This is a genomic window from Fructobacillus durionis (assembly GCF_900112405.1).
Classification (GTDB): Bacteria; Bacillota; Bacilli; order Lactobacillales; family Lactobacillaceae; genus Fructobacillus; species Fructobacillus durionis.
Genome location: NZ_FOLI01000006.1, coordinates 50,735 through 73,746 on the forward strand (window position 1 = coordinate 50,735; position 23,012 = coordinate 73,746).

General features: G+C 45.6%; 20 protein-coding genes. 18 read left to right on the plus strand and 2 right to left on the minus strand.

Features of this window, described 5'->3' with window-relative positions; translation table 11 throughout:
- Window positions 1–62: 62 nt before the first annotated feature.
- The 8 genes from BMZ93_RS05380 (at window position 63) to dnaB (ending at window position 8,273) form a co-directional block, all read left to right on the plus strand.
- Window positions 63–1,307, plus strand: coding sequence for an MFS transporter (locus tag BMZ93_RS05380; protein WP_091502951.1), 1,245 nt, complete (start codon window positions 63–65; stop codon window positions 1,305–1,307).
- Between the two features lie 73 nt (window positions 1,308–1,380).
- A complete protein-coding gene (locus BMZ93_RS05385) occupies window positions 1,381–2,754 on the plus strand; it encodes a Na+/H+ antiporter NhaC family protein (RefSeq protein WP_091502953.1) in 1,374 nt (457 codons plus the stop codon).
- 197 nt (window positions 2,755–2,951) lie between these two features.
- A complete protein-coding gene (gene rpsF / locus BMZ93_RS05390; protein WP_091502955.1) occupies window positions 2,952–3,251 on the plus strand; it encodes a 30S ribosomal protein S6 in 300 nt (99 codons plus the stop codon).
- A 30-nt stretch (window positions 3,252–3,281) separates the two neighbouring features.
- Complete coding sequence (ssb, locus tag BMZ93_RS05395; protein WP_091502957.1) at window positions 3,282–3,818, plus strand: single-stranded DNA-binding protein; 537 nt, start codon at window positions 3,282–3,284, stop codon at window positions 3,816–3,818.
- A gap of 27 nt (window positions 3,819–3,845) precedes the next feature.
- On the plus strand, window positions 3,846–4,109 hold the full coding sequence (gene rpsR, locus BMZ93_RS05400; RefSeq protein ID WP_091502959.1) for a 30S ribosomal protein S18: 264 nt from the start codon (window positions 3,846–3,848) through the stop codon (window positions 4,107–4,109).
- A 143-nt stretch (window positions 4,110–4,252) separates the two neighbouring features.
- Window positions 4,253–6,277 (plus strand): DHH family phosphoesterase, encoded by a 2,025-nt coding sequence (locus BMZ93_RS05405; RefSeq protein WP_091502961.1) that lies wholly within the window; start codon window positions 4,253–4,255, stop codon window positions 6,275–6,277.
- A gap of 50 nt (window positions 6,278–6,327) precedes the next feature.
- A complete protein-coding gene (rplI, locus tag BMZ93_RS05410) occupies window positions 6,328–6,780 on the plus strand; it encodes a 50S ribosomal protein L9 (RefSeq protein WP_091502963.1) in 453 nt (150 codons plus the stop codon).
- A gap of 2 nt (window positions 6,781–6,782) precedes the next feature.
- Entirely contained in the window at window positions 6,783–8,273 is a 1,491-nt protein-coding gene (dnaB, locus tag BMZ93_RS05415; protein WP_091502965.1) for a replicative DNA helicase, read from the plus strand.
- 46 nt (window positions 8,274–8,319) lie between these two features.
- On the opposite strand, the gene BMZ93_RS05420 is transcribed toward dnaB, so the two are convergent.
- Entirely contained in the window at window positions 8,320–8,820 is a 501-nt protein-coding gene (locus BMZ93_RS05420) for an aminoacyl-tRNA deacylase (protein ID WP_091502967.1), read from the minus strand.
- An 84-nt stretch (window positions 8,821–8,904) separates the two neighbouring features.
- Between BMZ93_RS05420 and BMZ93_RS05425 the strand changes: the two genes are divergently transcribed.
- The 8 genes from BMZ93_RS05425 to BMZ93_RS05460 all read left to right on the plus strand — a co-directional run bounded on the left by BMZ93_RS05425 (window position 8,905) and on the right by BMZ93_RS05460 (window position 19,154).
- Window positions 8,905–9,633 (plus strand): GntR family transcriptional regulator, encoded by a 729-nt coding sequence (locus BMZ93_RS05425; protein ID WP_091502969.1) that lies wholly within the window; start codon window positions 8,905–8,907, stop codon window positions 9,631–9,633.
- 224 nt (window positions 9,634–9,857) lie between these two features.
- Window positions 9,858–12,311 (plus strand): phosphoketolase family protein, encoded by a 2,454-nt coding sequence (locus BMZ93_RS05430; RefSeq protein WP_091502971.1) that lies wholly within the window; start codon window positions 9,858–9,860, stop codon window positions 12,309–12,311.
- Window positions 12,312–12,456: 145 nt separating this feature from the next.
- Window positions 12,457–13,278, plus strand: a complete 822-nt coding sequence (locus tag BMZ93_RS05435) for a Cof-type HAD-IIB family hydrolase (RefSeq protein WP_091502973.1) — start codon at window positions 12,457–12,459, stop codon at window positions 13,276–13,278.
- A 116-nt stretch (window positions 13,279–13,394) separates the two neighbouring features.
- A complete protein-coding gene (locus BMZ93_RS05440) occupies window positions 13,395–14,375 on the plus strand; it encodes a ribose-phosphate diphosphokinase (RefSeq protein ID WP_091502975.1) in 981 nt (326 codons plus the stop codon).
- Window positions 14,376–14,568: 193 nt separating this feature from the next.
- On the plus strand, window positions 14,569–15,279 hold the full coding sequence (yycF, locus tag BMZ93_RS05445) for a response regulator YycF (protein WP_091502977.1): 711 nt from the start codon (window positions 14,569–14,571) through the stop codon (window positions 15,277–15,279).
- A gap of 39 nt (window positions 15,280–15,318) precedes the next feature.
- On the plus strand, window positions 15,319–17,163 hold the full coding sequence (locus BMZ93_RS05450) for an ATP-binding protein (protein WP_091502979.1): 1,845 nt from the start codon (window positions 15,319–15,321) through the stop codon (window positions 17,161–17,163).
- 63 nt (window positions 17,164–17,226) lie between these two features.
- Window positions 17,227–18,363 (plus strand): S1C family serine protease, encoded by a 1,137-nt coding sequence (locus tag BMZ93_RS05455; RefSeq protein WP_091502981.1) that lies wholly within the window; start codon window positions 17,227–17,229, stop codon window positions 18,361–18,363.
- Between the two features lie 149 nt (window positions 18,364–18,512).
- Window positions 18,513–19,154, plus strand: coding sequence for a deoxynucleoside kinase (locus BMZ93_RS05460; RefSeq protein WP_091502983.1), 642 nt, complete (start codon window positions 18,513–18,515; stop codon window positions 19,152–19,154).
- Window positions 19,155–19,210: 56 nt separating this feature from the next.
- On the opposite strand, the gene BMZ93_RS05465 is transcribed toward BMZ93_RS05460, so the two are convergent.
- Complete coding sequence (locus BMZ93_RS05465; protein WP_091502985.1) at window positions 19,211–20,167, minus strand: nucleoside hydrolase; 957 nt, start codon at window positions 20,165–20,167, stop codon at window positions 19,211–19,213.
- Window positions 20,168–20,271: 104 nt separating this feature from the next.
- Here BMZ93_RS05465 and BMZ93_RS05470 point away from each other — a divergent pair, with 104 nt between their 5' ends.
- On the plus strand, window positions 20,272–21,267 hold the full coding sequence (locus tag BMZ93_RS05470; RefSeq protein WP_091502987.1) for an NAD(P)/FAD-dependent oxidoreductase: 996 nt from the start codon (window positions 20,272–20,274) through the stop codon (window positions 21,265–21,267).
- 226 nt (window positions 21,268–21,493) lie between these two features.
- Window positions 21,494–22,948 (plus strand): C40 family peptidase, encoded by a 1,455-nt coding sequence (locus BMZ93_RS05475; protein ID WP_159427792.1) that lies wholly within the window; start codon window positions 21,494–21,496, stop codon window positions 22,946–22,948.
- Window positions 22,949–23,012: the final 64 nt, after the last annotated feature.

Genomic DNA, 23,012 nt, shown 5'->3' on the forward strand with positions numbered 1-23,012 from the left:
GGACAGTAGATGATTTTTCGAGTGAAGTCTTTCTAAAAAAGGCTATGCTATACTAAATAAAAATGCTGAAGGGGGCGTCAAAGGTGGATAATCAGGTTAAAAAATTAAATGAAAAATGGTTGTTGCTAGCCAATTTAGCTGCCAACACTGGTCATGCCATGATTTGGCCGGTGACGACCCTTCACATGACGCTTTCTCTTGGACAAACATTAACCACTTCTGGGATTGTCCTTCTGGTAGCGGCTCTAATGAACATGTTGGGTTCCTTTATTGCCGGACAGCTCTTTGACCGTTGGAAGCCTTATCCAGCCCTGTTGATTGCGACAGCAATTGCCTTTTTGTCAGTTGGAACCCTGTTCTTCTTCAATGGCTGGCCTGTCTTTGCACTGCTGATTTGGCTGACATCCATTGGCCTGGGTTCTGTGACGACTTTGCTAAATGCATACGCGACAACGGTGACTGGTAAAAACACCCGTGTCATCTTCAACAACATGTACATTGTTTTGAATGTTGGTGTGGTTTTGGGAACCTTGGTAGTTGGCTACCTCTTCGACTATGGTTTCTCATGGTTGATGCTGATTGCGGCAACGCTTTATTTGACCCTAGGGGTTGTTGTTGCCATCTTCTTCAACGTTGATACAGATCCTGTTAGCGACGAAGTGCCCTTGGAAGAGGACGAGAACAAGACGGTTTTGGCAGACGATGTTGCTGTTGAACCTGCGGCGGCTGTTCAGGGAGAACGTCCAAAGCTGAAAATCACGCCCTTACTAATCTGGATTGCTGGTTTTCTTCTATTAATGTACCTTTCCTACATGCTTTGGGAAACGGTCATGGCAACCTATATGCACCGGATTGGTATCTCAACGGCCCACTATGCTAACCTTTGGGTCTTAAACGGGATTACCATTATCGTCTTCCAGAAGATGATTTCGAACTGGGCGAACAAGCGTAACTATGCGATTTCAGTGATCGCAGGTGGTTTGATTTTTGCCTCGTCTTTCTTGCTCATGCTATTTGTCAGCGAGTTCTGGCAAATCGTCCTAGTCTTTGAACTTTTGACTGTTGGTGAAATGTTAGCCTCTCCTCAGGTTCCAGCCTGGGTAGCGCAGGTGACGCCAAAGGAAGTGTCAGGCCAGGCACAGGGCTTTGTTGGAATGATGATTTCCATGGGACGAATGCTCGGACCGGTTTACGGTGGTATTATGCTGGATCATGGCTGGTTCGCCGGACTCTTCCTCTCCGTTTTCGTGGGGATGGTCTTGGTCATTATCGGGCTTTTCTCAATCGCAAGGAAGCAGAAGGCGTAAGCCAACGATTAGGTTTGAACTGCTGTCACTACGCGAGTAATATTACAGTGGCAGATAATTATTGGATAAAAACATGACAAAAACATTGAATCGTACATTTTCGACCATCCTACTCTTAGGGGTCGTTTTCATTTTGGCTGGTGGCATTATCGGCCTTGGGCTGGCGCCCATTGCGCCACTGTTGGTGGCCATTGCCTGGGTAATCTTACTCGTCGGGATGGCTGGTGTGACTTTTAAAGACTCACAGGCGGCCTTGATAAAGGGGATTGAAGCGGGGATTGCACCGCTCTTTCTCTTCCTATTAATTGGCGCTATGATTGCCCTTTGGATTGGTACGGGTGTCATCCCAACCATGATTTGGTCGGGCTTTAAGTTGATTAACCCCCAGTGGTTTTTACCAACGGCCTTGTTGACATCGGCCTTGGTTGGAACGATGATTGGTTCCGCTTTTACCACCATGTCAACGGTTGGCGTCGCATTAATGGGGATCGGTACGACCCTCGGTTTCAACCCCGCTTTGGTGGCTGGAATTATTATTTCCGGTGCGATTTTTGGCGATAAGACTTCACCTTTGTCTGACTCAACGAACTTGGCTGCAGCCGTCGCTGAAGTGGACCTCTTCGCCCACTTGAAGAACTTGATGTGGACGACCATTCCAGCACTATTAACCACCTTGGTTCTGGCCTTTGCCTTCGGATTTACGGGTAGTCACACTGGTGATTTATCTGCCAAGACTGCTGTTATCACGAATTTGATTACGCCAACATGGTGGGCGCTTGTGCCAATTGCTTTGATTTTCATTACGGCAATTAAAAAAGTCCCAGCAATTCCATCACTTTTGATTAACATCGTCGTTTGTTCTGCTTACTACTTGCTTTCAGGGCACTCTTTGACGGCCTGGTCAGACTTAGTGGTGAACGGGTTCCGTTCTGCTTCACACAATGCGACCTTAGCCGCCCTGTTGAACCGTGGGGGAATGGTTGCCATGATGGACACCATCATGCTGATTATGTTGGCCCTTGGCTTAGGTGGCTTGCTATCCAACCTGGGCATTCTACGTGCCGTGATGAATCCCCTGGTTGCAAAGTTGAAGTCCCAACGTTCACTGGTTTTCTCGACTTTGCTAACGGGAATTGCCACGAACTTCTTGGTCGGGGAACAGTATCTTTCAACGATGTTGCCAGGACAGCTCTTTAAGGAAGACTACAAGCGCTTTGGACTGTCACCTTTGGCTTTGTCACGTGCCATGGAGGACTCCGGAGCCATTGCCAACTACTTGGTTCCTTGGGGTGTGGCCGGCGCCTTTGCCAGTCAAACCTTGCACGTTTCCGTGCTGGCCTTTGTTCCTTACACTTTCTTAGCCTTGCTTTCGCCTGTCTTTTCACTGCTATCCGCATTGACGGGAATTGGATTGCGCCAAGCTTCAGAAGATGTAGAAGAAAAATAAATATTTTTTTTGTAAAAGTCGGTGAGTTTCGCCGACTTTTTACGTATCAAGTTGTGCAGGGGAAAGAAGTAAACGGTGGATATCGGAAACCCTTGCTAAATCGTTTCAAATTTAGTATATTTAATAGATGTGAGTGCATACATGCACGCACTCCTTGCAACCAGCCGGTTGCCAGAGACCAAAAGGAGGAAAAATCGATGACTACAGCATACGAATTAACATACATTATTCGCCCTGATATGGAAGCTGATGCCAAGAAGGCTCTTGTAGAGCGCTTTGATGGTATCTTGACTGACAACGGTGCGAACGTTACTAAGTCAGCTGACTGGGCCGCTAACCGTCGTTTCGCTTACGAAATCGCTGGTTACCGCGAAGGTACTTACCACGTTATCGAATTCACTGCTTCATCAAACGAAGCAGCTAACGAATTCGATCGTTTGGCTAAGATCTCAGCAGACATCTTGCGTACTATGATCGTTAAAGTAGACGAAAAGTAAAACGAAATTCCACCGGGAGGGACCTAAAATATGATCAATCGAGTTGTTTTAATTGGACGGTTAACCCGTGACGTGGAATTGCGCTATACCCAGTCTGGGGTGGCGGTTGGTTCTTTCACGCTTGCCGTGAACCGGAACTTTACCAACGCCAATGGCGACCGCGAAGCTGACTTCATCAACGCCGTTATCTGGCGGAAGGCAGCTGAAAACTTTGCAAACTTCACTGGTAAGGGTGCATTGGTGGCCGTCGAAGGTCGTTTGCAAACTCGTAACTACGAAAACAACGCCGGCCAGCGTGTTTACGTGACTGAAGTATCAGTTGACAACTTCTCATTGTTGGAGTCAAAGGCTGATTCAGAACGTCGCCGTGCAGAAAATGGTTCATCTGACCAAGGTCAGAACGGTGGATTTGGTGGTAACAACAGCTTTGGTAGCAACGCTGCTTCTGCTGACCCATTTGCAAGCAACAGTCAAAATAATAATCAAGCTGGCAGCCAAAATGCTAACCCATTTGCAGCCAACTCTAATTCGGAAATCGACATCTCAGATGACGATTTGCCATTCTAAAAATTCTTTTAGGAAAGGAGCTTTCTCATGTCAGAACAAAACGCACGTCCACAACGTCGTCGCCCACAAGGTGGACCACGTCGTCGCCGTAAGGTAGACTTCATTGCAGCCAACCATATCGAATATGTTGACTACAAGAACACTGAATTGTTGGAACGTTTCATCTCAGAACGCGGTAAGATCTTGCCACGTCGTGTGACTGGAACTTCAGCAAAGAACCAACGTAAGGTTACAGCCGCTATCAAGCGCGCTCGTATCATGGCGTTGTTGCCATTCGTCACTGAAGACTAATGGTTATCAAAAGCAAGACTTCGGTCTTGCTTTTTTTGTGCCTAAAAATGCCTTTTGGCAGTCGAATTGAAAAAGAGCTAAATATTAAGAATTCACTAAATATGGTAAAATAGACCTAAGCATAAAGGACTGTTGAGGGAAAAATGAAAACCTTTTTAAACATTGGGGCACTTGCCCGCTATCAACAAAATAAGACTTTTGTCATGTCGGTCGGAATGGCCGCCTTAATTACCATTCTATCGATGGTTCTAGCGATTTTAGTGAACTGGATTTTTGCACTTGTTTGGCTATTAATCTTGGTCGTGATGGCTGGGGTTTTAGTACGTCAGTTAATTTTAGCTAGTCAGGATTCCGAGTCCTACATGGAGGAGTTAACCCACCGTGTCAAAGTCGGGCAGCAGGAAGCGGTCTTGGAGATGCCAATTGGCGTTATTCTGCTTGATGAGGAACGTGTTGTTTGGGTAAACCCATATTTGCAGGAACTACTTGGTAATCAAGACCTGATTGGTTCTGTTATCGATGACTCCGAACCTGATATTGCGATGGCAATGAAGGAAGACGGTCATACCAGCATTCAATGGCTTGATCGTTCCTTTGAATTGATTTATCAAAAGAGTGTCGGTGCTCTATATCTCCTAGATATTACCGATAACGTTGCTTTGGAACAGAATTTGGCTGACCACCGTCTTGTGACGGGAATTATTTCGGTCGATAACTACGAAGAAGTAACGGAAGGGATGCCAGATTCTGAAACGTCTAAGTTGCGTACAGAAGTTACTGGACAGTTAACGGACTGGGCGAAGAAGTACGAGCTCTATGTTCGCCGTTTGAGCCCAGTGTCATACTTGTTAATGGGTTATCAACAGGACTTGCAAAAGGCCGAAGACGATAAGTTCACGGTTGTGAAGTCCATTCGTGAAGCCACTGCTCAGCAGAACTCACCTTTGACACTTTCAATGGGAATTGCCTATGGTGAAAAGGAGATTAACTCCCTCGTTCAACTGGCACAAACCAACTTGGACCTTGCCCTTGGACGTGGAGGTGATCAGGTTGTTGTGAAGGCAGAAGATGCGCCTGCCCGTTTCTATGGTGGGACGACGAACCCAATGGAGAAGCGGACTCGTGTTCGTGCCCGTGTGATTTCACAAACGATTGCGGAATTGATGGACCAGGCCGACCAGATTTTTGTGGTGGGTCACAAAAATCCGGATATGGATGCGGTTGGTTCTGCTATGGGACTTTGGCGCTTTAGTCAAACCCGTGATAAGAAGGCCTTTGTTGTCATTGACGAAGAACATATTTTCTCCGATATTCAGTCACTGCTTCGAGCTGTTCGTAACACGGACCCTGAAGACCCAACACCAGGTGTGAACTTAGGCGCTTCAATCATTTCTGAAAAGGATGCATTGAATCGTGCAACTGATCAATCCTTGTTGATTTTAGTTGACCACGCTAAAGAAGTGCTGACGGGTGCGCCAGAATTACTTCATAAGCTGTCCAACCGTTTGGTTGTTGTTGATCATCATCGAATGGGTGAAGATGCCTTGGCTGACAAGCCTTTGTTGGCCTACATTGAACCATATGCTTCATCAACTTCTGAATTGGTTACTGAATTATTGCAGTATCAAAACCAAAAGGGTGCCCCAATTACTCGTATCGAAGCCACAGCCATGCTTGGTGGTATTCAAGTGGATACGAAGAACTTTGTTCTTCGTACCGGATCACGTACCTTTGATGCCGCTTCTTACTTGCGTGCAAACGGTGCGGATAACGAGTTGATTCAATCCTTCTTGAAGGAAAAGTTTGGCGATTTCAAGGCGCGTTCCCAGTTGATTGCTCAGGCCGAAGTACAGGATGGTGCAGCCATTTCTGTTGGGGATAACGATACTGTTTACGGCGGAGTTATCACGGCCCAAGCCGCTGATGAACTATTACAAATCGAAGGTGTTAAAGCTTCCTTTGTTTTGACTAAGCGTCAGGATGGTAAGGTCGGTATTTCGGCCCGCTCCAACGGCGACTTTAACGTTCAAACGGTGATGGAAGACCTTGGTGGTGGTGGTCACTTGTCTAACGCGGCAACGCAGATGGCAGATACGACAACCAATGAAGCTTATGAGAAATTAGTCCAGGCAATTCACGGCCAAGAGGCTGAAGAAAAGTCAATTTAAGTTATAATAGAGAAAAGCAAACGGGACCTCGTCCCCAAAAGGAGGCAGAAATGAAAGTTGTATTTTTGGAAGATGTAAAAGGTCGCGGTAAGAAGGGCGAAGTCAAGGAAGTTCCTGATGGCTATGCAAACAACTTCTTAATCAAGAACAAGAAGGCTGAAGCAGCAACTGGTAAGAATCTGGGTGCTGTGAAGGGCCGTCAAAAGGCTGAAGAAAAGCAAGCTGCCGCCGAATTAGCTGCTGCGAAGGAATTGAAGGCCAAGTTGGAAGACGAAAAGACAGTGGTCACAATCCCTGGTAAGGCTGGAACTGACGGTCGTCTCTTTGGTGCTGTTTCATCAAAGCAAATCGTTGCGGCTTTGGAAAAGCAATACCAAGTGAAGTTGGACAAGCGCAAGCTTTTGTTGGAACAACCAATCCACTCAATGGGCTTTGCGACTGTTCCTGTTAAGCTCCACAAGCAAGTTCAAGCTGACCTCCGCGTACACGTACAAGAGGGGTAATGATGGCCGACGTTTCATTAATGGCCAATGAATACCGGCAGGCGCCCCAAGACATCGAAGCTGAAAAAGCCGTCTTTGGGGCGATTTTCTTTGATGTGAAATCAGACACTGCCATGGTAACGGCCCAAGCGATTTTGGAGCCGAAAGATTTTTATCGAACGGCTCACCAAGAAATATTTAAAGCCATGCAGTCTTTGGTTGATGATGATCGACCAATCGACGTGTTGACTTTGCAAGACAAGTTAAATGCTAACCAGCAGTTGGAAAACGTTGGTGGGATTGCCTATTTGGCTGAACTGGCTGAATCAACGGCCTCTGCTGCCAACTTGAAGCACTACGCTAACATTGTCCACGAAAAGGCGGTTCTCCGTCGTTTGATTGAAACACTCACGAAGAACATGTCCTTAGCCTACGATGGGGGAACGGATTCAACGAAGTTACTTGAAGAAGTTTCCCACGAGGTGGACCAACTGGCACAGGACCGTGGCAACGATGAACTTCGTCGTATTCAAGATGTCATCGTCGAATTCCAGGAAAACCTGGATGCGGCTGTGGATAACGACTCCGATATTGTCGGTTTAGCCACAGGTTACCCTGAGTTAGACAAGTTGACCCACGGTTTCCGTGAAGATCAGATGATTGTCATTGGTGCCCGTCCCGCCGTTGGTAAGACGGCCTTTGTTCTGAACATTGCTAAGAACGTGGCGAAGACGGAAGCAGTTCCTGTTGTCATCTTTTCTTTGGAAATGGGTGCCGTTGATTTGGTTACTCGTTTGGTGGCTTCGGAAGGTTCAATTGACTCTAACCACATTACGACTGGTCAGATGGAAAAGGACGATTGGGCTTCCTTGACGATGGCCATTCAATCGCTATCGAACATGAAGATTTACATGGACGATACACCTGGAATTCGAATGACACAGATTGCCTCCAAGCTTCGTCAGTTGGAAAAGGACCTCTTGGCTAATATGTCAGAAGACGAGCGTGATGAGAACCCTCATCCACTGGGGATGGTCATGATTGATTACCTTGGTTTGATTGAATCATCCAATACCGAAAGTCGTCAGCAGGCGGTTTCTGAAATTTCGCGTTCAATTAAGAAGTTGTCCAAGGAATTACGGACTCCGATTATCGCCTTGGCCCAACTTTCCCGTGGCGTCGAACAGCGTACGGATAAGCGGCCAGTTCTTTCTGATTTGCGTGAATCAGGATCAATCGAACAGGATGCCGACATCGTTGCCTTTCTTTACCGTGATGATTACTATCGTGATGAAGGGGATGAAGACGGTGCTGGCGCTCCTGAAGAAGAGCAGGATTCGGTTCCAATCGAAGTTATCTTGGAAAAGAACCGTGCCGGAGCGCGTGGTACAGCTACGTTGATGTTTAACAAGCCAACCTTTAAGTTTGCTGATCGAGCACCGGAGTACCGTGCTGGCGGACCTGAAAACGGACCAATCCCACCCGCACCTGCCAATATGAATAATTCATGGTAAAGAAAAAGTCCTTTGAACGTAAGTTCAAAGGACTTTTTTGTATCATTTATGATTCCGTTAGATCTTCAAAAGATGCCTTTAGCATTTCTGAAAGTTCGCGGGGGTTTAGCTTATCGGAGCGGCCAAGTTCACCCGCAGAGACAAGAATGAAATCAGCGTCCTTGGCGTGTTGATCAATGTAGATTGGGAAGTGCTTGTTCTGCCAGATGCCGACGGGGTTGTTCGCACCGTGAACGTAACCAGTGGTCTTTTCCAGTTCCTTGACGGGGAGCATATGGGCTTTCTTGTTACCAGAAACAGCCGCGAACTTCTTCATGTCTAGGCGCTCGGTCAAGGGAACAACCGCAACAATGGGCCCCGTTTTATCACCTTTAGCGGCCAGGGTTTTGTAGATGTCGGATTCTTGAATGCCCAGTGCTGAAAACTTCTCGGCCTTTTCCTCAGGGGTCAAGTCGAGTGCGTTCAGGTGAAGCGGTTCGAATGCCACCTTGTGTTTTTCGAGAACCAGTTCAGGAAGTGTTTTTTTGTCTTTTTTCTTTTTTGCCATAGTTTTATTTTAGCATAGGGGTCAAGTGGGTGTGGCCGACCAACTAGAAAAGTGGTCCGGCCCAATTTATGATAAAATACCTGTATGACAGAAGCTAAATACGTAACGGTGCAAGCCGATATTAAATCAAAAATCTACCAGGGTGGGTACCCAGAGCTGAAGCTGCCGGACGAACGTTCGATGGCTGAGAGCTATGGGGTTTCCCGCTCTTCCATCAAGCGTGCTTTGAACGTGCTTGTTCAACAGGGGATTATTTTCAAGAAGCGCGGTTCTGGGACTTTTGTGAACCCACTTTATTTGAAGAATCAGGCAATCTTTCAGCACGAAGGATCGAACTTGGGCGTGTCGGACTCCTTTCGAATTAACGGACAGGCACCGGCAATCGAGTTACTCGACTTTCGCGTGATTCAAGCGACTCCAGAACAACAGTCGGCCCTTTTTTTGAACGATGGTGACTTTGTCTATGAAATCAAGCGTCTGCGTAAGCTAAACGGCGTGCCATTCATGATTGAGTACGGTTACGTCCCAATTGCCCTTTTGCCTGGGTTGAAGAAGGGGGATGTCACCCAGTCAATCTATGGTTACGTGGAAAAGGAAAAGCATAAAAAAGTCACGCGGTCTTTCATGACGATCATGGCCGCCCCTTCCAATGAGGAGGAACAGACTTTGCTGAAGTTAAAGCCAACGGAACCGGTCGGCATTATGGAAGGAATTTTCTTTATGGACGACGGTACGCCGCTCGAATATTCCAACATGCGTCTGCATTATGAATACCTCCGCTATAACGCCTTTGTGTCGTTGGGCTCGGAGTAAAAGAAAAGAACAGCGATTTTCTTCTTAGTATAAAAATTGCTGTTCTTTTTATAATTGGAACGTACCAATTATAAAAACAGGTGCAACCAAAATTAAGAAAGTTTTCGTTGAAAGCGCTTTTATCTTGAAACCCATTTAATGTGCAGATATAATAATACTTGTAAATATTTAACCGAAGGATTGCATAAGCAGCCTTCGTGGAAAGAAAAAGGAGTACTATTTACATGGTTGATTACAACTCAAAAGAGTACTTGGAACTCGTTGACAAGTGGTGGCGTGCTACCAATTATTTGTCAGCTGGGATGATTTTTTTGAAGTCAAACCCATTGTTCTCAGTAACTAAGACGCCAATTCAAGCTGAAGACGTGAAGGTTAAGCCTATCGGGCACTGGGGAACTATCTCTGGTCAAACTTTCTTGTACGCTCACGCAAACCGTCTGATCAACAAGTATAACTTGAACATGTTCTACATCGGTGGACCAGGACACGGTGGCCAGGTAATGGTTACTAACGCCTACCTTGATGGTGAATATACTGAAGATTACCCAGAAGTTACACAAGACTTGAAGGGTATGTCAACGTTGTTCAAGCGCTTCTCATTCCCAGGTGGAATTGGTTCTCACATGACGGCCCAAACACCAGGTTCTTTGCATGAAGGTGGAGAATTGGGATACTCATTGTCTCACGCCTTCGGTGCTGTTTTGGATAACCCAGACCAAATTGCTTTCGCAGTTGTTGGTGATGGTGAAGCCGAAACTGGCCCATCTATGACATCATGGCACTCAATCAAGTTCTTGAACGCTAAGAACGACGGTGCTGTTTTGCCAATCTTGGATTTGAACGGATTTAAGATTTCTAACCCAACTATCTTCTCACGTATGTCAGATGAAGAAATCACAAACTTCTTCAAGGGTCTTGGATACTCAGCTCGTTTCATCGAAAACGATGACATCCATGACTACATGACTTACCACGAAAAGGCAGCGTCAATCTTTGACCAAGCCATCGAAGATATCCAAGCTATCCAAAAGGATGCTCGTGAAAACGGTAAGTACGAAGACGGAACTATCCCTGCATGGCCTGTAATTATTGCTCGCCTTCCTAAGGGATGGGGTGGTCCACGTAAGGACCAAAAGGGAATGCCAATCGAAGATTCATTCCGTGCCCACCAAGTTCCATTGCCTCTTGGTCAAAACAACCTTGAGACTTTGCCACAATTCGAAGAATGGATGAACTCATACAAGCCTGAAGAATTGTTCAACGCTGATGGTTCATTGAAGGATGAATTGAAGGCTATCGCTCCTAAGGGCGACAAGCGTATGTCAGCTAACCCAATCACTAACGGTGGACGTAAGCGCGGTGAAGATCTTAAGGATCTTGACTTGCCAGACTGGCACGCATACACAAACGACATTACTGCCGACAACCGTGGTACTTTGTTGCCAGACGGAAACCACAACATGGACATGTTCACTTTGTCAACTTACCTTGAAAAGGTAATGCAAATGAACCCTAAGTCATTCCGTTTCTTCGGACCTGACGAAACGATGTCAAACCGTTTGTGGTCACTCTTCGACACGACTAACCGTCAGTGGATGGAAGAAGTGAAGGAACCAAACGACCAATTCGAAGCCCCAGAAGGCCGTATCTTGGATGCTCAATTGTCAGAACACCAAGCTGAAGGTTGGTTGGAAGGTTACACATTGACTGGTCGTGTTGGAATCTTCGCATCATACGAATCATTCCTCCGCGTTGTCGACTCAATGATCACACAACACTTCAAGTGGTTGCGTCACGCTTCAGAACAAGCATGGCGTAATGACTACCCATCATTGAACTTGATTTCAACTTCAACTGCTTTCCAGCAGGACCACAACGGTTACACTCACCAGGATCCTGGTATGTTGACTCACTTGGCCGAAAAGAAGTCAAACTTCATCCGCCAGTACTTGCCAGCTGATGGTAACGCTACTTTGGCTGTGATGGACCGTGCGTTCTCAGAACATTCAAAGGTTAACCACATGGTTATCTCAAAGCAACCACGTCAGCAATGGTTCTCAGCTGCTGAAGCTGAAGTTCTTGCTAACGAAGGTTTGGCTGTTATCGATTGGGCTTCTACTGCACCTTCTGCTAAGGTTGACATTACCTTCGCATCTGCAGGTACTGAACCTACTATCGAAACATTGGCTGCCCTTTGGTTGGTTAACCAAGAATTCCCTGACGTAAAGTTCCGTTACGTTAACGTTGTTGAATTGCTTCGTTTGCAAAAGAAGTCAGAATCAGCCGGTAACGACGAACGTGAATTGTCAGCTGACGAATTCAACAAGTTCTTCCAAGCTGATACACCTGTTATCTTCGGATTCCACGGTTACGAAAACTTGGTTGAATCATTCTTCTTCGAGCGTAAGTTCCGTGGCGACGTATACGTACACGGTTACCGTGAAGATGGTGACATCACTACTACTTACGACATGCGTGTATACTCACACCTTGACCGCTTCCACCAAGCTAAGGAAGCCGTTGAAGTCCTTTCAGGACGTGGCGTAATCGACCAAGCTGCTGCTGATACATTCATCTCAAAGATGGATGACATCTTGGCAAAGCACATGAAGGTTACTCGTGAAGAAGGTCGAGACATCGAAGAATTCACGAAGTGGCAATGGTCAGCTTTGAAGTAAGCTAATCACATTTCATAAAAAGAGAGCGAAGCATTTGCTTCGTTCTTTTTTTGTACATATTTTAAAGAATGAGACAGTGTTTTTTCTCCTCGGAAAAGGGGTGAAATCTGCTATAATAGGCCCTATTAAAGAAAAGGATTCCGCCATGCAAAACATTAAATTAATCTCGATTGATATCGATGGCACACTCTTAAACGATAGTCGTGAAATCACACCAGCTGTTAAGGCAGCGGTGACAGAAGCAAGCGAAAAGGGCATTTATGTCGTGATTACGACCGGCCGTCCAGCAACTGGTGTTAAACAAGTCCTTTCGGACCTAGGTTTGGTTTCAGACCATCAATACGTGATTACCCATAACGGTGGAATGGCACAAACTACTAATCATTCAAAGAAGGTTTACCACGAGTCTTTGCCTTGGGATTTGTTTGAAGAGGCGGAGAAGTTTGCGCAAGCGCAAGGGGCTTACTTACAGATTGAATCAGATGAATATGCCTATACTTTAGACCGTGAACAAAATGTTTTTGTCGCACAGGAAAACTACGTTGTTCAACTTCCGCTGAAGGTAGTCGATTCTCTTGCGGACATGAAGAAGGTACCCTTTGTTAAGGCCATGTTAATTGGTGACAAGGACTTCATGGATCAGGTGCAGGCCCGTGTTCCAAAGGACCTTGATGAAGCCGCAAACGTTGTTCGGTCAACCCCTAATAACTTGGAATTTATGAATAAGGATGCTTCTAAGGGTGCCGCTATGTTAGCCCTGGCTGAACAACTAGGAATTCAGCCCGAAGAGACGATGGCCATCGGAGACCAAGAGAACGATGTCACGATGATTCGCCAGGCTGGTATTGGTGTCGCCATGGGAAATGCTGTTCCAATGATTAAGGAAGCGGCCGATGTTGAAACGACTGATAATAACCATGATGGCGTCGCAAATGCAATTTTAAAATATGCGCTTCGTCAATCGTAATTAATTAAAAAGATTAAAGGGAACGAAGATAAAATCGTTCCCTTTTTTTATCCAGTTTTAATGGATTTATTGGTATAATAAAAGGGAAATATCGCAAATGATGCCTGGAGTAATCTATGTCACAGTCTAATATTAAGCTCTTTTCACTTTCATCAAACCATCCGCTAGCTGAAAAAATTGCAGCGGAAGTTGGTGTGCCACTTTCTGATATCTCAGTAAAGCGTTTTGCCGATGGTGAAGTGCAGATTAACATTGAAGAATCTGTTCGTGGTGCGAACGTTTTCGTTATCCAATCAACTTCACAGCCGGTTAACGATAACTTGATGGAATTGCTCATTATGATTGATGCGTTGAAGCGCGCCTCAGCAGAGCAAATTAACGTTGTTTTGCCATACTATGGTTACGCTCGTCAGGACCGTAAGGCCCGTTCACGCGAACCAATCACGGCTAAGCTTGTTGCCAACATGATTGAACGTGCTGGAGCAACTCGTGTGATGGCGTTGGATTTGCACGCTGCCCAAATTCAAGGATTCTTCGATTTGCCAATGGACCACTTGCAAGGTGCCCCATTGCTTGCCGATTACTTGATTGAAACGGGAATTGCCGATAAGGAAAACGCCGTTGTTGTTTCACCTGATCACGGTGGTATGACTCGTGCCCGTAACTTGAACAACATGTTGGGCTTGGATGCACCGGTTGCCGTAATCGACAAGCGTCGTCCAAAGCCAAACGTTGCCGAAGTTGGTTCCATCGTTGGTGATGTTGCCGGTAAGACTGCTATCATGATTGATGACATGATTGATACGGCCGGTACGATCACTCAAGGTGCCCAACTCGTCATGGAACACGGTGCCAAGGAAGTATATGTTGTTGCTTCACACGCCGTCTTCTCAGGTCCGGCCTTGGAACGTTTGCAAAATTCAGTCTTCACAAAAGTTATTGTGACGGATTCAATCAATCTCCCAGATTCAAAGAAGTTTGATAAGTTGGAAATTGTTTCAGTTGGTGAGTTGATTGGTGAAGCTATTCGCCGTGTATCAATGAATGAAGCCATTTCACCATTGTTTAAGCACCGTTTCCGTCGTCGTAACCAGTAATTCGGTTTCCGAAAACAGAATAGGTCTTAAATGACTTTTCAATAAATAGATAGCGTATTCGAACACTAGTTAAGACCTTTAAAAATGTCAAACTAGTGTTTTTTATGTCTAGAATTTATCAATATGCTCAATAAACGACATAAATATGTTATCATGAGAGCAATATAACAACTTTTTAAATGGAGAAGGGTCTATGTACAAAATCTTAGTCGTCGATGACGAAAAACCAATTTCAGATATCATTAAGTTAAACTTGGTCAAAGAAGGCTATGAAGTTGTGACAGCAAGTGACGGGCAAGAAGCCCTTGACTTGTATCATACAGAAAACCCTGATTTGGTTTTGTTGGATCAAATGCTTCCCGAAATCGAAGGAATTGAAGTACTCCGCCAAATCCGTGCTAAGGATAAGACACCGGTTATCATGGTCACTGCCAAGGACTCTGAAATCGATAAGGTTATTGGGCTTGAAATGGGTGCCGATGACTACATCACCAAACCATTCTCAAACCGAGAATTGGTTGCGCGTGTGAAAGCGAACTTGCGTAATCGCCATACACCAGGCCAAACAAATGACTCAACGATTAACCAGGATGATATCCAATTGGGAAACTTGGTTATTCATACAAAGACCTACATGGTGACGAAGGATGGTGTGGATGTTGAATTGACGCACCGTGAGTTCGAATTGTTGGCCTACATGGCACAACACATTGGCCAAGTGATGAACCGTGAAAACCTGCTTCGTCAAGTTTGGGGTTACGATTACTTTGGCGATGTCCGCGCTGTCGATGTAACGGTTCGCCGTTTGCGTGAAAAGATTGAAGATGTGCCATCTCATCCGGTTTGGTTGGGAACACGTCGTGGTGTTGGATACTTCCTGTCATCAGGTAAGCAAGGACAATAAATACAATTGAGGAGGGCAAGGCCTAGCCAGTTTGCGAATATGAAATTTTTTGCCAAGTCATTACAATCGATTCGCTTTAGACTGTCACTAGTCTTTGTCCTTTTTTTTGTGATTCTATTTGAGTCTGTTGGGGTTTTCTTTGTCCAGCAAATTGAATCCAATGATTTAATCTCGTCCCGTGACCGTCTGACCATGCCGTCCTACATGCAAAATGAGGTGGTTGCCGGTTTAACTTCGCCTTCTGAAAAGTGGGCACAGAGTGAGTTAGATTCTGCGGTTACGACTTTTGACGATAAGATGGTTGATAACGTTGTCGTCTACAACAAGGATGGGCAAGTTGTTACCGACCAAAATAGTTTGGTTAACGGTGATAAGAAAACAAAGCGCTTAGACACCAATACGAAGTTGGCACTGAGCGAAAGCCCTGCCTACCGTAAGGCGCGTACGAACGATGGACCTAAGGGACAAGAAGTGATTGTCACGACTCCCTTAAAGAAGGACGGTCAAGTGATTGGGGCGGTGGTTACTTATGGTAACCTCCGTGAAGTCTATGCAAATGCCCGCCGCGTGATGTGGCTCTTCGTGATTTCAGGAGCGATGACGGTACTGGCAGCGGTTTACCTAGCCTTTATCCTTTCTCGAACGGTAACGAAGCCAATTGAGCAGATATCAAAGCAGACGGCCCGTATCACTGCTGGTGATTATGCCATGGTGAATAAGATTGCCGGTTCTAGTGAGATTGCTTCCTTGGCTCGATCGGTCAATGTCATGTCACAGAAGATTGCCTCTTCGACCGAGATGATTTCAAACGAGAAGAACCGACTCTACTCCGTTCTGCACCACATGACCGATGGGGTGCTGCTAACGGATGCCCGTGGACGCTTAACAATTATTAACCAGGCGGCATCGAACTACCTTAAGGTGAACGAATACGATGCCTTGGGACAGCCTGTCTTTGATATTTTGGACATGCCAGAATATCAGAATATTCGTGATTTAATTAAGACGAAAAAACCATTTACCATGGACTTGGGCGACCGGGTCATTGAAGTGCGTATCTCGATGATTAAGGATCCTTCAGGGATGATTAACGCCTTAATCTTGATTCTGCACGATGTTACCATCCAAATTAAGACGGAAGATGAACGAAAGGCCTTCGTTTCAAACGTTTCTCACGAACTTCGAACACCATTAACAACGGTTACTTCATACATTGAAGCCTTGATTGATGGCGCAAAGGATAACCCTGAAACGTTGGACCACTTCCTCTCTGTTATCCAAAAGGAAACAGACCGTATGTCCCGAATGGTTGCCGATTTGCTAGAACTTTCTAGAATTGACCAGGGCACGATGACGGTTAAGACGGAATTGGTTAATTTAAACGCCTTGCTGAACTTTGTGATTAACCGTTTCGATATGATTATCAAGACGAATAATACAAATAAGACTAGCCGACCATTAAACATCGTTCGTCATATTCCGACGGAAGAGTTTTGGGTTGATGTTGACCACGATAAAATTATTCAGGTTTTGGATAATTTGCTGAATAACGCCATTAAGTATTCACCAGATGGTGGAACAATTACCGTCCGTCTTGAAAAAGTCGGCGAGCGTGTTCAAGTCGCCATCTCCGACCAAGGTTTGGGAATCCCTAAGAAGGATCAGCAGCAGGTCTTTAACCGTTTCTTCCGTGTTGATAAATCCCGTTCACGCGCAATGGGTGGAACTGGACTTGGATTGGCAATTTCCAAGGAGGTAATTGAGACATTTGGTGGTAAAATTTGGGTAGAATCAAGAGAGGGAATCGGCTCAACCTTTAAGCTAGAATTAGCCTATGTTGATGACGATTTGCTATCTTCTGAAAAGCAGTGGGATGATGATTAAGTTCACACTTAATCTATAATTAATCGGCACTGGATAAACTAGAATCAGCAAAATTTGGAGTAGATTATGGAAAGTAAGCTCACAAAGTTAATATTGGCTGGTGCTTTTGCCGGCCTTATTGGCGGTTCTGCCGTTTTAGCCGGTCAAGAGATTTATCAAAATTACCAAGTAACCCATTCGAAGGTGTTAACGGAAGCTAATACTACGAAGAACATGGATTCTTCGGATAATGCTTCAACGGCTTATACCAAAGTCGCTAACGCCGTTGTTTCAGTGGTGAACTTTAAGCAGTCTGGCTCTTCTTATACAGAGTCTTCTGAAGGGTCCGGGGTCGTCTACAAGAAGACTGATGGTTCAGCCTTTATTGTCACGAACAATCACGTGATTGATGGAGCTGCCAAAATTCAGATTATCACCAACAACAGTAAGACTATTGTGGCCGACCTAGTTGGAAAGGACTCCCTAACTGATTTGGCTGTGTTGAAGGTTGCTGATTCAGATGATTTGTCCGCGGCTTCCTTCGGCGATTCGGAAAAGATTTCCGTTGGTCAAAAGGTTTTGGCCATCGGATCGCCACTTGGTTCAGAATATGCTTCTTCCGTAACGGAAGGAATTATTTCGGCCAAGAAGCGTTTGGTGAACACCGATGATTCTTCAAGTACGAACTACGGTGGTTCAACCGTTATTCAAACGGATGCGGCCATTAACCCTGGTAACTCTGGTGGACCATTGATTAACTTAGCCGGACAAATCATCGGAATTAATTCCATGAAGTTGTCATCTTCATCGTCAGGGACTGCTGTTGAGGGAATTGGTTTTGCCATTCCTTCTGATCAGGTGGTTAACATCGTTAACAAGCTGGTTAAGTACGGTAAGGTTACTCGACCAGCAATTGGTATCTCGATGATCAACCTTTCTCAGGTGCCAGCAGACGAACAGAAGTCCAAGCTGAAGTTGCCAAACGACATCTCGGGTGGTGTTGTGGTATACAAGGTAAACGACAGTTCACCTGCTTCAAAGGCCGGTTTGAAGAAGTATGACTTGATAACGGCCATTGATGGTAAGTCTGTTTCAACACAGGCTGACTTACGTGAACAACTTTATAAGCATAAGGTTGGCGATAAGATTAAGTTGACCTACTACCGTGGTACAGCCAAGAAGACTGTAACGGTGAAGTTAAACCAGACTTTGAAATCGTAAAGTAACGGTAACAATTCCTTTAAATAGCTCAGGCAGAACGCCTGAGCTATTTTTATTTTCTGTTGTTAGGACATTTATAAAAGTCAAGACTACTGGTGTTTGAATAACTTTGCTATACTAAAAAAAGCGAATGTTTAGGAGAACAAATCATGATTGTATTGGCTGGAACAATTGGGGCGGGGAAGACCTCTCTAACCGAAATTTTATCTGAACACTTAGGGGCGAAAGCTTACTATGAAAGTGTTGATAACAATCCAATTTTGCCACTGTTTTACAAGGACCCTAAAAAGTACGCCTTCTTGCTTCAGGTTTACTTCCTAAACACACGGTTAGACCAAATCATGGAAGCACAGAAGGAAAAGAACAGTATTATCGACCGTTCAATCTTTGAAGATTCCCTTCTCTTCCAGTTAAATGCTGATTTGGGTCGAGCTACTCAAACAGAAGTGGACATCTATAAGGACCTATTGAACAACGTTCTTGAAGAAGTCGATGAAGAACACCAATTGAAGACACCGGACCTTTTGATTCATGTTCGTGTTTCTTTGGATACGATGCTAGCACGCATCGCTAAGCGCGGTCGCCCTTACGAACAGGTTGACCAAGATCCAAGCCTTTACCAATACTATAAGGACTTGAACCACCGCTACGAAGAATGGTTTGAAAACTACGACCGTTCACCAAAGTTGTTAATCAATGGGGATGAATTGAATTTTGTCGAAGACCCCGAAGCCAAGAAGACGGTTTTGAAGATGATTGATAATAAGTTGGCTGAAGTACAGGCAAAGTAAAAAAGACTCACCAATGGGTGAGCCTTTTTTTATTATCTTTTTGAATGGTTTTTTAATTACTTCAAGACCTTCAACATCATGTTTTGGAAGTCGGAAACAAAACGGTCCTGGTCAACTAAGACGGCTGCCTTGGAAGTCGTTGGATCAAGCAATTTCTTGGCATCACCAATGGTACGTCCGTAGTCGCCGGTGAAGCGGTCGGTTGTGACCTTCATGTTCAAGTCGAGGGTTTCAATGTAGTCCGGTTGCACGGCGACTGCCACAGCCAAAGGATCGTGCAAAGCGGCACCGCGTTCATCGATTTTAAGGGTCTTGTAGGCATCAATGTAAAAGTCCATGATGTCAGCGTAAAGCTTTCCCTTTTCGGTACCAGTGGCACGCCATGCGGCCGTTTCCTTTTTTGTAAGTAAGGTACGTAGGGTAACGTCCAATCCAACCATGGTCAAGTTCTTCTGTTCTTGGAAGACCTGGTTAGCCGCCTCAGGGTCCTGACTGATGTTTGCTTCAGTTAATGAAGTTACGTTACCAGGAACGGTTAAGGCACCACCCATGAGCGTTGTTTGACCGATAAGTTGTGCGATACTTGGGTCCTTTTGAAGGGCCAATGCCATGTTGGTCAAAGGACCAGTTGGCAAGTAAATGAGATCATCCTTGTACTGGTGAGCGGCTTCAATCAAGAAGTCGATACCAGACTGTTCTGAAACGGAACGGCTAGACCGAGGAACGTCAACGTCACCGACTCCGTTATCCCCGTGAATCAATTTAGAAACGGGCATCACTGAGAAGTCGTCAGTCGTGATGGAATGACTGGCTCCGTAAAAGACAGGAACATCAGAAGCGCCTAAGAGGTCTAAGAGGTTCAGTGAGTTTTGGGCCGTCACTGAAGTTAAGTTGTTTCCATAGGAAGCAATAATTCCGATTAGGTCAATGTCTTCATGGCCAATCGCGTAGGCGAGTGCCAAAGCATCATCGATACCGGTGTCCAGGTCTAAAATCATTTTGTATTGTGGCATTGAAAGTCTCCTTTGTTTCGGTACAATAAGTATAGCAAAAATTATTCAAGAAAAGGGCGAAAAAACCCGGGATATTACGAAATATCCGAATAAAAGGTATAAAAATGTCTGAAATGTACGATATTATTGTTGTCGGTGCTGGCCCGGTTGGACTTTTTGCCGGCTATTACGCTTCGCTGCGTGATGCAAAGGTGCTGTTGCTTGAAGCGCAGGATACGGTGGGCGGTCAAGTCACCACTCTTTATCCAGATAAGAAGATTTGGGATGTCGCTGGTTTAGCTGGTGAAACCGGCCGTCACTTGATTGAAGGCCTCCTGAAGCAGACGAAGCGTTTCGATTTACCTATCCGTACCGGCTGGCGTCTGACAAACTTAGTGAAGGACGGTCAGTCTTTTGAATTGGAGATTAACCAGGGGGAGGAAAAACTGCAGGCTAAGTCTGTGATTCTTGCAACTGGAAAGGGCGCCTTTGAACCCCGTCGTCTACAAGTTGAAAACGAAGCAGAGCTTTTGTCTGAGGGCTTGAGCTATTCAGCACCTGATTTAGCTAGTTTTGCAGGGCAGCGGGTGGCTGTTTTAGGCGGAGGTGACTCTGCGGTGGACCTGGCAGCTGGGTTAGCTGACATTGCGAAGAGTACCCATTTGATTCACCGCCGGGATAGTTTCCGTGCTTTGGAACAATCGGTTAAGGCCCTAGATGACTCTGCCGTTATTAAAAAGACACCCTTCAAGGTTGATGCCGTGAAGAAGAGTGGGGATGAACTGCTGCTCACATTGGCGAACCCTAAAGACGATGGCCAGCAAGAAGAGTTAGCGGTTGACCGATTGATTGTTCAATATGGCTTTAAGACCGCCGGTCAGGCCGAACGTGATTGGGCAATTGATTTGGACTGGAACCGTGCCGGATTGCTTGTAGATGATTTGGTTAAGACAAAGCAGGAAGGCCTCTTTGCGGTTGGTGATTTGACGACCTACGAAGATCACATTGATTTGATCGCAACGGGATTTGGCCAGGCACCAGCTGCTGTTAACGCGGCTATTGCGTACTATGCACCGGAGCAGGCGGGACCAGGTCATTCGTCATCTTTGGATATTAAATAATTCGAAAAGAAGTAGCCGGATGGCTGCTTCTTTTTTTCGGGCTATGTCTAAAGTTGTTGGAAAGGTGGCTTTATATGGTATGTTTTCAATAACTAACCTTACTAAGCAATTTCAATTTTATAAAGTTCGTTAAGCAAAGTTTAAGCCTTGCGTGGATGGGCCGCCATGAAGTATGATTCTGCTACTCTATAGTAGAGAAGCGCTAAATGAAATGGAGGTTCATACTATGGAGAATCAAACAATGAAGCAACTCAGCAAGCGCTTAATGGTGACTGCCGGAGCAAGTACTCTGGCGGCAACCGGTGCCGTGCTGGGTGCAACAGTGGTTGGAAATGCTCAAACTGCGTCAGCTAATGATGTAACTGAGCCAACCAGCCAAACGGATGCGCAAAACCAATGGAAGGCCAATTCGGTCGACCATGTCAAGCAGGCTGTTAAGAAGCAATCGGCTAAGGACTTGAAGGATTATCAAGTCCAATGGGGTGACACATTGTCAGCCATTGCCGAAGCTTTCGGAACGACTGCTGATGCTGCCGGACAGCAACTTGGCCTGTCAGACCACGGCCTTTTGGTTGCTGGTCAAACAATGGGTAAGCAAGAAGAAATCATTCAAGGCTTGAAGACTGCTGGCTACTTGGCTGATGGTCAACAAACACAGCAGGCTGACCTTGGTAAGGGTGATCAAAACTTGATCATGGTTCAACAGGGAACACCAACCTTGGATACGAACAACGGTCAGCAGACTACTGAGAATACGACGGTTAACAACCAAACAAACTCACAGTCTGGTTCTCAAGCGGCTTATGAACAAGCATCGCAAGCTGCTGCAGAGAGTCAAGCAATTTCTCAGTCAAACTCAATGGCAGCCGCAACTGCAGCGACTAACCAATACTCTCAATCTGCTGCAAGCCAAGCAAACAATGACGCTTCGCAAGCTAGTTTAACGGCAGATTCAGAGAGCCAGGTAACGCCAGCTGCTTCAGACGCAACATCCACTTCAGATGATGCTGCAGCAACGACTCCTGCTTCGGATTCTTCCGCATCAAACAGTGATTCAGATAACACTGACGATTCGAATGATGATCAACCATCAGCACGTATGGCAGATGATGACTCATCTGATAATAACCAGGGTTCTGTTACACCAACGGCCTACACACCAGCTACTAACAGCGATGGTGGCAGCCAGGTAACACCTGCCTCAACACCGGCTGCTACTAACCGTGTGAACACGGAAGCTTTGATTAATTGGTTCTACAACCATATGGGTAAGTTGACCTATGACATGGGCGGTTCACGTAACGGTTCTGATGGAACGGCCGACTGTTCTGGTTCAATGACCGAAGCTTTGTACGAAGCTGGGGCCTCTAAGCCAGCCTATCTATACAGCACGGAAAACTTGCACTCCTACTTGACTCAAAATGGTTATCACTTGGTAGCTGTTGACCAGCCATGGGATGCACAGCGTGGTGACGTGGTTATTTGGGGACAAAAGGGTGCGTCATTAGGTTCAGCAGGTCACGCACAAGTGATGGTTGACCAAAACAATGCCATCTCTGTTAACTATGCTCATGGTGAGCAACAGGGCGCTGCCGTTTCGGTTTGGAACTACGCCAACGCTTATGCCTACAACCAAGAAGCAAACGGTGGTCACTTGACCTACTATGTTTACCGTCAGTAATTGACTAAAAAAGTCGAAGCGAAAGCTTCGGCTTTTTTGTTGTCGATTTAAGAGTGCAAAAAAA